The sequence below is a fragment of the Amycolatopsis sp. NPDC051045 genome, from assembly GCF_040682955.1.
Classification (GTDB): Bacteria; Actinomycetota; Actinomycetes; order Mycobacteriales; family Pseudonocardiaceae; genus Amycolatopsis.
The window spans coordinates 441,631-454,952 of the sequence record NZ_JBFBCC010000003.1; the positions used below are offsets into that span (position 1 = coordinate 441,631).

General features: G+C 70.3%; 14 protein-coding genes. 12 read left to right on the forward strand and 2 right to left on the reverse strand.

What is annotated here, in order from left to right:
* The first annotated feature begins 17 nt into the window (after positions 1–17).
* The 6 genes from AB0M80_RS09880 to AB0M80_RS09905 all read left to right on the forward strand — a co-directional run bounded on the left by AB0M80_RS09880 (position 18) and on the right by AB0M80_RS09905 (position 5,724).
* On the forward strand, positions 18–947 hold the full coding sequence (locus AB0M80_RS09880) for an NAD-dependent epimerase/dehydratase family protein (protein WP_364561461.1): 930 nt from the start codon (positions 18–20) through the stop codon (positions 945–947).
* Between the two features lie 32 nt (positions 948–979).
* Positions 980–2,176 (forward strand): glycosyltransferase family 4 protein, encoded by a 1,197-nt coding sequence (locus tag AB0M80_RS09885; protein WP_364561462.1) that lies wholly within the window; start codon positions 980–982, stop codon positions 2,174–2,176.
* A complete protein-coding gene (locus AB0M80_RS09890; protein WP_364561464.1) occupies positions 2,163–2,789 on the forward strand; it encodes an acyltransferase in 627 nt (208 codons plus the stop codon). Before AB0M80_RS09885 ends, AB0M80_RS09890 begins: the two co-directional genes overlap by 14 nt.
* 289 nt (positions 2,790–3,078) lie before the next feature.
* Positions 3,079–3,588, forward strand: coding sequence for a SigE family RNA polymerase sigma factor (locus AB0M80_RS09895; protein ID WP_364562039.1), 510 nt, complete (start codon positions 3,079–3,081; stop codon positions 3,586–3,588).
* The gene (locus tag AB0M80_RS09900) at positions 3,585–4,292 is read left to right on the forward strand and encodes a hypothetical protein (protein ID WP_364561466.1); all 708 of its coding nucleotides are present in this window, start codon (positions 3,585–3,587) and stop codon (positions 4,290–4,292) included. Before AB0M80_RS09895 ends, AB0M80_RS09900 begins: the two co-directional genes overlap by 4 nt.
* 40 nt (positions 4,293–4,332) lie before the next feature.
* The gene (locus tag AB0M80_RS09905) at positions 4,333–5,724 is read left to right on the forward strand and encodes a M20/M25/M40 family metallo-hydrolase (protein WP_364561467.1); all 1,392 of its coding nucleotides are present in this window, start codon (positions 4,333–4,335) and stop codon (positions 5,722–5,724) included.
* On the opposite strand, the gene AB0M80_RS09910 is transcribed toward AB0M80_RS09905, so the two are convergent.
* Positions 5,721–6,677: a Gfo/Idh/MocA family oxidoreductase gene (locus AB0M80_RS09910; RefSeq protein ID WP_364561468.1), complete on the reverse strand. Its 957-nt coding sequence runs from the start codon at positions 6,675–6,677 to the stop codon at positions 5,721–5,723. The two genes, AB0M80_RS09905 and AB0M80_RS09910, sit on opposite strands and share 4 nt — an antisense overlap.
* A complete protein-coding gene (locus AB0M80_RS09915) occupies positions 6,674–7,780 on the reverse strand; it encodes a DegT/DnrJ/EryC1/StrS family aminotransferase (protein WP_364561470.1) in 1,107 nt (368 codons plus the stop codon). The genes AB0M80_RS09910 and AB0M80_RS09915 overlap by 4 nt, the downstream gene beginning before the upstream one ends.
* Positions 7,781–7,929: 149 nt before the next feature.
* Here AB0M80_RS09915 and AB0M80_RS09920 point away from each other — a divergent pair, with 149 nt between their 5' ends.
* From AB0M80_RS09920 to AB0M80_RS09945, 6 genes are read left to right on the forward strand one after another with little or no spacing between them, the layout of a single operon-like run.
* Positions 7,930–8,649 (forward strand): UDP-N-acetylglucosamine acyltransferase, encoded by a 720-nt coding sequence (locus AB0M80_RS09920; protein WP_364561472.1) that lies wholly within the window; start codon positions 7,930–7,932, stop codon positions 8,647–8,649.
* Between the two features lie 11 nt (positions 8,650–8,660).
* Positions 8,661–8,906, forward strand: coding sequence for an acyl carrier protein (locus AB0M80_RS09925; RefSeq protein ID WP_364561475.1), 246 nt, complete (start codon positions 8,661–8,663; stop codon positions 8,904–8,906).
* Entirely contained in the window at positions 8,899–9,630 is a 732-nt protein-coding gene (locus AB0M80_RS09930) for an SDR family NAD(P)-dependent oxidoreductase (protein ID WP_364561478.1), read from the forward strand. Before AB0M80_RS09925 ends, AB0M80_RS09930 begins: the two co-directional genes overlap by 8 nt.
* Positions 9,627–11,021 (forward strand): AMP-binding protein, encoded by a 1,395-nt coding sequence (locus AB0M80_RS09935; RefSeq protein WP_364561481.1) that lies wholly within the window; start codon positions 9,627–9,629, stop codon positions 11,019–11,021. Before AB0M80_RS09930 ends, AB0M80_RS09935 begins: the two co-directional genes overlap by 4 nt.
* Positions 11,018–12,070 (forward strand): acyl-protein synthetase, encoded by a 1,053-nt coding sequence (locus tag AB0M80_RS09940; RefSeq protein ID WP_364561484.1) that lies wholly within the window; start codon positions 11,018–11,020, stop codon positions 12,068–12,070. The genes AB0M80_RS09935 and AB0M80_RS09940 overlap by 4 nt, the downstream gene beginning before the upstream one ends.
* Entirely contained in the window at positions 12,067–13,311 is a 1,245-nt protein-coding gene (locus AB0M80_RS09945; protein ID WP_364561487.1) for an acyl-CoA reductase, read from the forward strand. Before AB0M80_RS09940 ends, AB0M80_RS09945 begins: the two co-directional genes overlap by 4 nt.
* Positions 13,312–13,322 lie beyond the last annotated feature (11 nt).

The following is a 13,322-nucleotide window of genomic DNA, read 5'->3' on the forward strand; positions in this document are numbered from 1 at the left end:
CTACCAAGGAGAAATTGGTGTCCGACAAGAAGGTGCTCTTCACCGGGGGCGGCGGGTTCATCGCCGCGCACGTGATCCCGCTGCTGCTCGAGGGTGGCTACACGGTCCGGATCTTCGACAACATGACCCGGGGCGACCGCGCCCGCGTCGACGAGTTCGTCGCCACCGGCAAGGTCGAGCTCGTCGAGAAGGACGTCCGCTACGGCGGCGCGGTGCGCGAGGCGATGCGCGGCTGCACGCACGTCATCCACTTCGCGACGGTGTCGATCAACAAGTCGATCGCCGACCCGCACGAGTCGATCGACATCAACATGATCGGCAACCACAACGTGTTCGCCGCGGCCGCGGACGAGGGCGTCGAGCGGCTGGTGTTCGCCTCGACCGCGTCGGTCTACGGCGACCCGAAGCGGCTGCCGATGCACGAGGACGACGAGCTGCGCCCCCTCACGCCGTACTGCATCTCGAAGCGCGCCGGCGAGGATCTGCTCGGCTTCTACGAGCGGCAGAAGGGCCTCTCCTGGAACGCGCTGCGGTTCTTCAACGTGTACGGCCCCGGCCAGAAGATCGAGGCCTACTACACCTCGGTGATCAACCACTTCATCCAGCGCCTGCGCAGCGGCCGGCCGCCGATCATCGACGGCCGTGGCGACCAGTCGATGGACTTCGTGCACGTCGCCGACATCGCACGGGCCGTCGTGGCCGCGCTGGAGTCGGAGAAGGCCAACGTGCCGATCAACATCGGCACCGGCATCGACACGTCGATCGCCGCGCTGGCCAAGATCCTCATCGAGGCGGTCGGCGTCGACGTCGAGCCGCTGTTCAACGAGCGTGACGTGCTGGTCTCGCGGCGCGCCGCCGACATCACCCGCGCCCGTGACGTGCTGGGCTGGGAGCCGCGGATCACCGTCGAAGACGGGATGCGGGATCTGGTCAAGGAAACGGAGTGACTGCCACCGCGGGGCCGGCCAGAGGGCGTGCGATGCGCATCGCGGTGGTGAACAACTTCTTCCCGCCCCGCGTGGGTGGCAGCGCGCACATGGCGGCGTCGCTGGCGGCGCAGTTCGCCGCGGCCGGGCACGAGGTGCTGGCCATCACCGCCGCCTACGGCGAGGCCCCGGCCGAGGAGGAGCGTGACGGCTACCGCGTCGTGCGCTTCCCGGCGACGAAGATGCCGCAGATCGGCCTGTCGATCGACTTCGACATGAGCTTCGCGTCGCTGCGCCCGGGCAACTGGCGGCGGCTGTGGAAGCTGCTGGACGAGTTCAAGCCGGACGCGATCCACCTGCACGGCCAGTTCTTCGACCTCTCGTGGCTGGCCGGGATCTACGCGCGACGGCACGGCATCCCCGCGCTGCTGACTATCCACACCCTGCTGATCAGCGACAACAAGCTGTACGGCGGCGTGTTCCGGCTGCTCGACGCGGTGCTCGTGCGGCCGCTCCTCGCGTACATGCGGCCGCGGTACGTCATCCTCGACAAGCTGGGCGTCGACTACTGCGTCGAGCGCTACGGCACCAGCGACGCGAACTCGGAGTACTTCCCGATCGCGGTCGACACCGGCCACTTCGCGAAGCCGGTGACGAAGGACGTCCGCGCGGAGCACGAGATCGGCGACGCGCCGCTGATCGTCTCCCTCGGCCACGTCATCCCGCTGCGCAACCGGCTGCCGCTGATCGAGGCCCTGCCGTCCATCTTGGCCAAGCACCCGGGGGTGCGGGTGGTCGTCGTCGGCCGCGTCTACCACGACGCGTTCCTGAAGCGGGCCGCCGAACTCGGGGTTTCGGACGCGCTGGTCGTTACGGGCGCGGTGCCGAAGGAGGACGTCCCGGCGTACTTCGCGGCGGCGGACATCGTCACGCACGACCTCAACGGCGGCTGTGGCACGGCGTCGCTGGAGGCGATGCTGTCCGGCACGGCCACGATCGCGTCGGTCACCGAGGACAACTACCCGGGCATCGAGCTGCGCAACGGCGAGAACGTGCTGCTCGTGCGTCCGGACGACGCGGAAGCCGTGGCGCGTACGGTGATCGAACTGCTCGACGACCCGGAGAAGCGGGCGCTGATCGCCCAGCGCGAGAGCGAGCTGGTGCGGTCGAACTTCGGCCTCGACGTCGTCGCGGAAGAGCACCTTCGAACTTTCGAGAAGCTGGTGTCGGAAGCCCATGTTCTTCGATGACGAGCGCAGCCACCGGCTGCGTCCGCAGATCCTGACCGAGCTCGTCTCGCAGTACATGAACGACGCCGAGCGGGCTCAGTTCTACGGGCTCCCCTCGACGTGCCGCGTGCGCGAGCGCGTGAAGATCATCAGCCCCGAGAACCTGAAGATGGGCGACCACTGCTGGATCGGCGAAGGCGCGGCGCTCGACGCGAGTGGCGGCCTGGAGATCGGCGAGCACACCAGCATCGGCCTGAACACGCTGATCTTCACGCATTCGAGCTGGCTCGCGAACATGACGCTGCAGAACCATCCGGGCAGCGACCTGATCGAGCGCAAGCCGGTCAAGATCGGCAAGGGCTGCTTCATCGGCGGCCTGGTGGTGATCATGGCGGGCGTGACGATCGGCGACTTCGCCACGGTCCAGCCGAACTCGGTGGTGGCCAAGGACGTCCCGCCGCGCACACTGGTGGCGGGCAACCCGGCCCGCGTGTTCCAGCGCTACGACGAGGAGTACATCCAGTCCGAGGCGGAGCGGGTCCGCGCGGAGAACGCCCGCCGCCGCGCGATCGCGGAGGAACGCGGCGACGACGCTCCCGGCTGGGGCGCGCCCTCGGGTGACTTCTCGGAGTAGCTCCACCGCTCCTGGCGCCGGCCGGTTTTGGATGACGGCGGCGCCGGCGCCGGACGTCGGCGCCGCCGTCGTGAAAACCGCCCGATCGACCCGGGGTCGTCCGGCGGCGAAGTCTTACGCACGGAACCGCACGCAGGACAATCTAGTACGCAGTGACCGAGCGCGAGGTATCGGTTACGCAACGTTTCAGTCGCTGGAGCTCGAGGCCCGCTGCCCGTCGACGCGGGCAGGATGGGAAAGCAACCTTCCCACGCCTCGGCCGTCGCTGAGGAGGACGAAAGAGGTGACGATGGCGCGCGGCGACGAGGAGTTCGCGGAGTTCGTCCGCGCGTCGTCGGCCCGGCTCACCCACGCCGCGTTCCTGCTCACCGGTGACCGCCACCAGGCGGAGGACGCCGCCCAGACCGCCTTCACCCGCACGTACGCGGCCTGGTCGCGGGTCCGGCACAAGGACGCCTACGGCTACGCCCGGACCGTCCTGATGAACCACGTCATCGACGGCTGGCGGCGCCCGATCCGCGAGTACGCCACCGAGGCGCTGCCCGAGCAGCAGGACCGCCTCGACGTCGGCAAGGCCGTCACCCAGCGCGCGTGGCTCACCGCGGTGCTCAAGACGCTGACCGACCGCGAACGCGCCGTCGTCGTGCTGCGCCACTTCTTCGACCTGCCGGAAGCCGACGTGGCCCGTGAGCTCGGCGTTTCACTGGGTACCGTGAAGAGCACCAACTCGCGGGCGCTGGCCAAGCTGCGGGTCGAGGCCGACCCGGAGGACACGCTGATCGGAGGGAGCGGGCGGTGAACGATCTCGACGACTTCCGCGCCGCCCTCCGGCAGCCGCCCGGCGAGCCCTTCGCCGAACCCGACCTGGCCAAGATCATGGCCGACGGCACGCGGCTCCGGCGTCGCCGCCGCGTGCTGACCGGCACCGCGGGCGTCGCCGCCGCGGCCGCCGTCGTGCTCGTCGTGGTGTTCGCCATCCAGCTGCGGCAGCCCGCACCCGCGCCGGTCGCGCGGCCGCCGGCACCGGCGCCGTCCGTGTCCACGACCGGCGGGCCGCCCGCGGACCAGGCGATCGGCGACGTCGTCGGCACCGGGATCCGGGCCCGCGCCGGCGAGCTCGTCTTCTACGCGCGGGCCATCGACGTGGCGCAGCTGCCGGACGTCCGCTTCGGCCTGGTCGCCGGCATCCGGTCCGAGAATTCGCTGCAGTCCGTGCTGGTGACGAACGAGGTCCGCGGCTCCGACCGGTCGTTCGGCTTCCACGCCACCGACGGCGGCGAGACCATCGGCGACCAGCTCATCCCGGTCTTCGGGTACTTCGCCGGCCCAGCGGCCAGGATCACCACGACGGTCCACGGCACCACGGTCGAAGCCAAGCTGGCGAAGTGGACCGCGGACCCGAACGTGGTCTTCTTCTGGTTCAACCCCGACGCCGTCCCGGACTCCGCCGTCCTGACCCCGTTGATCGCCTACGACGCGGACGGCAAGCGGCTCACCAAGTAGGCGGTACCCGCCGGGGTGGCGCGGGCGTAAGAACCCAACCGTGACCTCACGACGAGCTTTCCTCACCGCGTCGGCCGCTCTCGGCATGGCGTCCGTGGCCGGCGTCCCGGCCGGCGCGGCCGAACTCGGAGACCGCGGGCCCGGCGGGCCGGTCCGCCCCCAGCGTCCGGATCCGGAACTGCGGGCGCTGCTCCGCCGAGTCGACGAACGGCTGATCGAAGCGACCGTGCGGCGGCTGGCCGCGTTCGGCACCCGGCACACGCTGTCCGCGCAGGACGATCCGGCGCGGGGCATCGGCGCCGCGCGTGACTGGCTCTTCGCGCAGTTCCAGCAGGTCGCGGCGGCTTCCGGGGGACGGTTGAGCGTCGAGCTGCAGTCGTACGTCCAGCCGCCCGCCGACCGGATCCCGGTGCCGACGACGATCACCAACGTCGTCGCGACCCTGCGGGGGTCCACCGATCCCGGCCGCGTGTACGTCGTTTCGGGGCACTACGACTCGCGCCGCACCGACGTCATGGACTTCACCGGGGACGCGCCCGGAGCGGACGACGACGCATCGGGCGTCGCGGTCTCCCTGGAGCTGGCCCGGGTGCTCTCGACGCGGCAGCCGGCCGCGACGATCGTCTTCGCCGCCGTCGCCGGTGAGGAACAGGGCCTGTACGGCTCGCGGTACCTGGCGCGGCAGTTCAAGGCGGCCGGCACCGACGTCCAGGCGATGTTCACCAACGACATCGTCGGCTCGAGCCGCGCCGACGACGGCACGCGCGACCCGTCGACGATCCGCCTGTTCGCCGAGGGTGTCCCGACGGCGGAAACGCCGGCCGAGGCCGCGCTGCGCCGCAGCATCGGCGGCGAGAACGACTCACCGCCGCGGCAGCTGGCCCGGTTCGTCAAGTCGGTGGCGGAGAACGACGCGACCGGCATGACGGTCCGGGTGATCTACCGGCGCGACCGCTACCTGCGCGGCGGCGACCACATCGGCTTCCTGGAACAGGGGTACCCGGCGGCGCGGTTCACCGAGCCGAACGAGGATTTCGCGCACCAGCACCAGGACGTCCGCGTCGAGAACGGCGTCCGGTACGGCGACCTGCCGGAGTTCTGCGACTTCCCGTTCATCGCGCGGGTCGCGCGGGTGAACGGCGCCACGCTGTGGTCGCTCGCGACAGCGCCGGGCACGCCGAAGGGCGTGAAGATCCGCACCGCGGCGCTGACGAACGACTCCGAGCTGCAGTGGGACGCCACGCCGGGCGCGTCGAGCTACGAGGTCGTCTGGCGCGAGACGACGGCCCCGGACTGGACGCACGCCATCGACGTCGGCGCGGCCCGGACGGCCAAGATCGACCTGTCGAAGGACAACGTCTTCTTCGGCGTCCGGGCGGTGGGCCCCGGGGGCCGCCGGAGCCCGGCCGCGTTCCCGGCGCCCGTGAGTTAGGCCGCGGCCTGGGTCAGGACCTGCTCGACGACGTGGTGCGACGGCAGGATCAGGTCGCGCTCGACGTCGGCGTCGATCTTGCCTTCGAGGAGGTCGCAGAACCGGTCCAGCTGGGTGGCCAGCGGCTCCCGCGCCGTGATGAGCTCGGGGATTTCGATGACCGTCTGCTGCCGGTAGCCGAGACCGTCGGGGGTGACGGAGTCGTGCGAGATGTGCCGGTAGATCGTGACGTCGCGGCGCAGCAGGTCGATCTCGATCAGCCGGTCGAGCTCCGACACCATCAGCGACCGGACCTTCCGCTGCCCCAGCCGCGAGGCCGAAACGGTGGCCAGGCCGGTCGGGAACGAGAGGACCGTTTCGATCGTGTCCTCGGCGCCGTCGGCGGACTGCGGGTGGAAGTAGCCCGCGCCGGAGGTCACCCGCGACGGCGTCGCGCCGCCGAAGAACTGGATCGCCAGGTCGACGTCGTGCACCAGCAGGTCCCACGCGACGCCGGTCTTGATGCGCGGCGCGTACGGGCCGTGGCGGCGGGCCATCAAGTGGATCGGCTCCTGCACCAGCGCCCGCGCGGTCATGACCGCCGGGTTGTAGCGCTCCAGCAGCCCGCACATCAGCGGGACGTCCTTCTTCGCCGACAGCGCGACGATCTCCTGCGAGAGCTCGAAGCTGTTGCACACCGGCTTTTCCACCAGCAACGGCTTGCCCTGGCCGAGGATCTCCTGCGCCAGGCCGTAGTGCGCTTCGGTGGCCGATGCCAGCACGACGGCGTCCACATCGGACAGTGAGCCGATCTCGGGCGTCCACTGCGTCTCGTACCGCTCGGCGACGGCCTTGCCCGCTTCCTCGCGCGGATCGATCACGCGGACCAGGTCGACCCGCTCGTTCCCGGCGAGCACGCGGGCGTGCAGCGATCCCATGTTCCCGGTTCCGACAAGAGCGATCCGATGCGTCATGCGCCCAGTACCTCGCGAACGGTCTCGATGATGGTGTCCAGGTCGGACTCGGTCAGGTGCGGGTGCACCGGCAGCGAAAGGGCCTGCTCCGAAACGGCGCGAGCCACCGGGAAGTCCTCGACGCGCGCGCCCGGGATCAGGTCGTGCCCGGAGTAGCAGTCGTAGTCGAAGACGATCTTGGGGTAGTAGATGCCGTTGCCGATGCCGCGCTCGGTCAGCGCCGCGGCCAGCTCGTCGCGCGAGAGGAACGCGTGCGGCCCGACCAGCACGGTGTACTGGTGCCAGACGTGCTCGCGGCCCGGCAGGACCTTCGGGACCTCGAGACCCGGCGTGCCGGCGAGACCCTCCGAAAGCCGCTTCGCGTTGGCCTGGCGGGCGGCGGTCAGCTGGTCGAGCTTGGCCAGCTGCGGGATGCCGACGGCGGCGTGCAGGTCGGTCATCCGGTAGTTGTGGCCGGCAACCTCGTACTGGTAGCGAGCGCGCATGCCCTGGTTGCGCAGCACGCGCAGCTTGTCGGCCAGCGCGTCGTCGTCGGTCGTGATGACGCCGCCCTCGGCGGTGGTGATGTTCTTCGTCGCGTACAGCGAGAAGCAGCCGATGCCGAACGAGCCGGCCTGCTTGCCCTCGAACGACGCCCCGACGGCCTGCGCGGAGTCCTCGATCACCTGCAGGCCGTGCTCGGCGGCCAGCGGGGCGAGCTTGCCCATGTCCGCGGTCTGGCCGTAGAGGTGCACCGGCATGAGCACCTTCGTGCGATCGGTCACCGCTTTGGCGACGGCGTCGGGGTCGATCGCGAAGTCGTCGCGCCGGATGTCGGCGAACCGGACGGTCGCGCCGGCCTCGAGGATCGCGTTCAGCGTCGCGACGAAGGTGAACGGCGAGGTGATGACCTCGTCGCCCGGCTTCAGGTCGAGGACCTGGAGCGCGGCGACCAGCGCGGTGGTCCCGTTGTTGACGGCGATCGCGTGCTTCGTCCCGGAGACCGCCGCGAAGGCGTCTTCGAAGCGCTTGACCATCGGTCCCTGTGCGATGGCGCCGGAGCGCAGCACCTCGACGACGAGGTCCTCCGCGTCGCGTACGTCGACCACGGTGATGGGGATCATGGGCAGTCTCTCTCGGCAGGCGATTTCGGTGCGTCCGGTACAGTGAGCCGCCGGTTCTGCGCCCGGCCGCCCTGCAGCAACGCGGGCCACACGTTACCGGGCGCGGTAGCACGCCCAGTACCCAGCCGCCGACGAACGGATACCCGCCCGTGGCCAACCGCATCCACCCGACCGCCGTCATCGGCGAAGGCGTCGAACTCGGCGAGGACAACGTCATCGGCCCGTTCACGGTGATCGCCGGGCCCACCCGGATCGGCGACGGCAACTGGATCGGCCCGCACGTGACGATCGGCACGCCCGGCGAGGACCGCAGCCGTCCCCACCCCGCGGCTTGGGAAGACGCGCCGACCGGTGACCCGGAGCACGACGGCCACGGCGTCGTGCTCGGCAGCCGCAACCGGATCCGCGAATACGTGAGTGTCCACCAAGGGACCTGGCGGACAACGACCGTCGGCAGCGACGGCTACTACCTCCGCAACAGCCACATCGCGCACGACTGCCTGGTCGGCGACGGCGTCACGATCGCCTCCAACGCCGTCACGGGTGGCCACTGCCACATCTGGGACGGCGCGAACCTCGGCATGGGCGCGATCCTGCACCAGAAGGTCGTGATCGGGCCCGGCGCGATGATCGGGATGGGCTCGGCGGTGCGGCGCGAGATCGGCGCGTTCACCATCGCCGTCGGCAACCCGGCCCGCGTCACCGGCGTCAACGTGGTGGGGCTGTCCCGCCGCGGCCTCGACGAGGAGACGATCGAGGCCCTCGGGCCGTGGCTGAAGGGCAAGGAAGGTCTCCCGGACGTCGCGCTGCCCGAAGACCTCTCTACCTTGGTCAAGGCGTGGGACGCCCGCCCGCGCGAGGAACAATAGGAGCTGTGAGCATGCCTGAAGTGGCCCCCAAGCTGCGCGAGGTCTTCGTCGAGGCGCTGGACCTCGACGGCGACGTGGACGTCGAGAACCTGAAGTACCGCGACATCGAGGCGTGGGACTCGGTGGGCCACATGGCGCTGGTCGCGGCCATCGAAGACGAGTTCGACGTCGAGTTCGACACCGACCAGGTCATCGACATGTCGAGCTTCAAGGTCGCCGTGGACATGGTCACCGAGCTGCAGTCGAAGAATGACTGATTTGTCGGGTCGCGTCGCGCTCGTCACCGGCGGGACGCGGGGGATCGGCCTGGCCACCGTCCGCGCGCTCGTCGAAGCGGGCGCGACGGTGGTGCTCACCGGCCGTGACGAGGCCCGGGCGAAGGAAGCCGCCTCGGCGGCCGGCGCCGCGGCCGGGCTGGCGCTGGACGTCACCGACGCCAAGGCGGTGTCTTCGCTGGTCAGGGGCGTCGCGAAGGAGCACGGCAAACTCGACATCGTCGTGGCGAACGCCGGGATCATGGAGGACGCGCTCCTCGGGATGATCAAGGAAAAGCTCGTCGACACGACGCTGAGCACGAACGTCGCCGGCACGCTGCACACCGTCCAGGCCGCGGCGCGGGCGATGATGCGGAAGAAGACCGGCGCGATCGTGGTGCTCGCCTCGATCGTCGGCGAGCACGGAAGCGCCGGTCAGACGGTGTACGCGGCGTCGAAAGCCGCGGTGGCGAACATCGCACGCTCGGCCGCGAAGGAGCTCGGCCGGTCCGGCATCCGGGTCAACGCGGTCGCGCCGGGCGTCATCGAGACCGATCTCACCGCGGGTCTGAGCGAGGACGCCAAGGCGGAAAACGCCGGCAAGACGCCGCTCGGGCGCCTGGGCCGGCCCGAAGAAGTGGCGAACGTGATCCGGTTCCTGGTGAGCGACGAGGCGTCGTTCGTCACCGGCCAGGTCCTGGGGATCGACGGAGGCTTGGTGCTGTGACGTTGCTGGGTGCGGGAGCTCGGCTGGTGGACGTGGCCGGGGGCCGCACGCTGGCGGGCGCGGAACTGTCGGCCGAGGTCGGCCGCGCGATGGAAGCGCTGAGCGCGCTGCCGGCCGGCGTGGTGTTCGCGCGGATGGCGGTCGACCTGCCGAGCGTGCTGACCTACCTCGGCGCGTTCGAGTCCCGGCGGGCGATCGCGCTGATCGACCCGGCGCTCGACGCCGACGTGCTGGCCGGGCTGGTCACCCGCTTCCGCCCGGCGGCCGTGCTGTCGGCTTCGGGCGAAGCGCCGTCCGGTTACACCACCCGCGGTGCCGACTGGGTCCGCGACTCGGCCGAGGGCGTCCAGCCGCACCCCGATCTGGCCGTGCTGCTCCCGACCAGCGGATCCACCGGCAACCCGAAGCTCGTCCGGCTCTCGCGGCAGGCGATCCTGGCCAACGCCGACGCCATCGCGCAGGTGCTGCACATCGACGCCGACGAGGTCGCGCCCACCTGCCTGCCGCTGCACTACAGCTACGGCCTGTCGGTGCTGAACTCGCACCTGGTGCGGGACGCGACCGTCGTGATCGAGCCGTCCGGCGTGCTCGGCCGCGGCTTCTGGGACGCGGTGAACACCTACGGCGTCACGTCGCTTTCGGGCGTGCCGTACCACTACGAAATGCTGCGGCGGCTCAAGTTCGACCCCGCGAAGTACCCGACGCTGCGCACGCTGACGCAGGCCGGCGGGAAGCTGCGCGACGACCTGATCGCCGAGTTCAACGCCAAGATGCTCGCCGTCGGCGGCCGGATGTACGTCATGTACGGCCAGACCGAGGCCGCGCCGCGGATGACGACCGTGCCCGCCGAACGGCTGGCCGAAAAGCTCGGTTCCGCCGGGCCGGCGCTGCCGGGCGGGAAGTTCGCGGTGCGCCGGGACAACGGGTCGGAGACCACGCACCCGAAAATCGTCGGTGAGGTCGTCTACCGTGGGCCCAACGTGATGATGGGCTACGCCGACGACGAGTCGGGCCTGGCCAAGGGCGACGAGTACGGCGGCGTGCTGGCCACCGGTGACCTCGGGTACCTCGACGAAGAGGGGTACCTGTTCATCACCGGGCGGCTCAAGCGCATCGGCAAGGTGTTCGGCAACCGCGTCAGCCTCGACGATCTGGAGCAGGCCGTGCGCACGGCGGCGGTGGGGATCGACGTGGTGGCGGCGGTGGCCGCCGGGGACAAGGTCGTGCTGTTCGCCGAAGGCGCCGACAAGGACATCTGCAAGGACGCGTCGCGGGCGCTGGCCGAACGGCTGCACCTGCACGCCAGCGGGTTCGACGTCCGCCCGATCGACACCGTGCCGCTGCTGGCCAGCGGCAAGATCGACTACCGGTCATTGGAGGGGCGGGTATGAGTGTGTTCACGCGGTCGCAGGCCGACCGGGAAGCCTTGCTGCTGCCCGAGCTCGTTTCCCTGACGGCCCACCACCGGGCGAACTCCGAGGGCTACGACCGGATCCTGGCCTCGCTGGGCATCGCTTCGGATGCCGCTTTCGGCTCGATCGCCGACCTGCCGTGGCTGCCGGTGCGGATGTTCAAGACGCACGACCTCAAGTCCGTCCCGGACAGCGAGGTGTTCAAGACGCTGACGTCGTCGGGCACCACCGGCGCCGGTGCGTCGCGGATCTACCTCGACAAGGAAGCGGCGGGCGCGCAGACCAAGCAGCTGGGCGCGACGCTGCAGGAGGTCCTCGGCGGCGAGCGGCTGCCGATGCTGATGGTCGACACGATCGGCATCATCAAGAACCGCCGCTCGTTCTCCGCGCGCGGCGCCGGCGTCCTGGGCATGGCGAACTTCGGCCGCAAGCACACGTACGTGCTCGACGAGAACGACCAGCCGGACGTCGAAGCGGTCAAGAAGTTCCTCGCCGAGTACGGCGACAAGCCCTTCCTGATCTTCGGCTTCACGTTCATGGTGTGGCTGTACCTCTACGAAGTCGCACGCGACCACGGGCTCGACCTGTCGAACGGGATCCTGATCCACAGTGGCGGCTGGAAAAAGCTGATCGACCGCGCGGTGGACAACACGGAGTTCCGGCGGCGGTTCAAAGAGGACACCGGGCTCACCCGGATCCACAACTACTACGGGATGATCGAGCAGATCGGCACCGTGTTCCTCGAAGGCCCGTCCGGGAATTCGCTGTACTGCCCGGACTTCGCCGACGTCGTGATCCGGAACCCGGAGACCTGGGAAGAGCAGCCGGTCGGGGAGCCGGGCGTGATCGAGGTCGTCTCGACGCTGCCGCGGTCCTACCCCGGGCACGTGCTGCTCACCGAGGACCTGGGTGTCTGCAACGGCATCGACGACGGCGACTGGCCGGGCAAGCACTTCTCCGTGCTCGGGCGGCTGCCGAAGGCCGAAGCTCGCGGCTGCTCCGACACGTTCTCGGGAGCAGCGGCATGAGCGCTTTGACCCAGAGATTCCCCGCGGCGGCCCCGGTGGAGGTCGGCACGCTGGTCGACGAGCTGCACGCCGAACCGCCGGGCGGGCGGCTGCGCGTGGGTGACCCGCGGGTCGTCGAGTTCGTCACGAAGTTCGCCCGCAAGCTGCTGGCCCCGGCCACCGCGCGCCGGTTCCCGGAGCTGGCGTCGCTCGGATTCTTCCTGCGCAAGGGCGAAATCGCCAAGGCACTGTCCACTCTGGACACCAACGGCGGGGCCCTGCGGTTCCCGCGGGGGCTGGTGTTCCACGTGCCGCCGGCGAACGTCGACACGATCTTCGTCTACTCGTGGGCGCTGTCCGCGCTGGCGGGCAACCACAACGTCGTGCGGGTGTCGTCGCGCTCGGCCGGGGCCGCCGAGGCGGTGCTGGACGCGCTGAACGCGGCTCTGTCCGAAGTGGACGCCGACACCGCGGCCGCGATCACGGCGACCCAGCGGATGGTGACCTACGACCGCAGCGACGAGGTGAGCGGCGCCCTGTCGCTGGCCGCCGACCTGCGCGTCATCTGGGGCGGCGACGGCTCGGTCGCGGCCCTGCGCAAGTACCCCCTCGCCCCGCACGCGCGTGACCTCACGTTCCCGGATCGTTCGTCCTTCGCCGTCGCGTCGGTGGCCGGCTGGCAGCGCGCCTCGGAAGCCGAGCGCCGCGCGGCCGCCGAGGGCTTCTACAACGACTCGTACTGGTTCGACCAGGCCGCCTGCTCGTCACCGCGGGCGGTGTTCTGGGTCGGTGACGAGCCCGGAGCCCGGGCCGCCGGGCAAGAATTCCGGACGCTGCTGGTGGCGGTGCTGGAGACGAAACAGCACGTCACCGAGCCGGCGATGGCGGTCCAGAAGCGCGTCTCGGCGTACGGCGCGGCGGTCGACGGGCTGGTCAAGGGAATCGACTTCCAGGGCAACGGCCTGGCCACGCTGGAGCTGGCCGACCCGGCGGTGCTGCCGCGCGAGTGGCTCGGCGCCGGCACGTTCGCCAACGCGCGCGTGTCCTCGTTGTCCGATCTGGTGCCGATCGTCCTCCGGAAGGACCAGACGGTCAGCCAGTTCGGGTTCACGGCCGAGGAGCTGACGGCGTTCGCGCACGAGCTGGCGGGCCGCGGCGTCGACCGGATCGTGCCGTTCGGATCGGCACTGACGTTCTCGGCGGTGTGGGACGGCTACGATCTGCTCTCCGAGTTCAGCCGCCTGGTCACGGTCCAGGCCTGAGGAGGACGTCG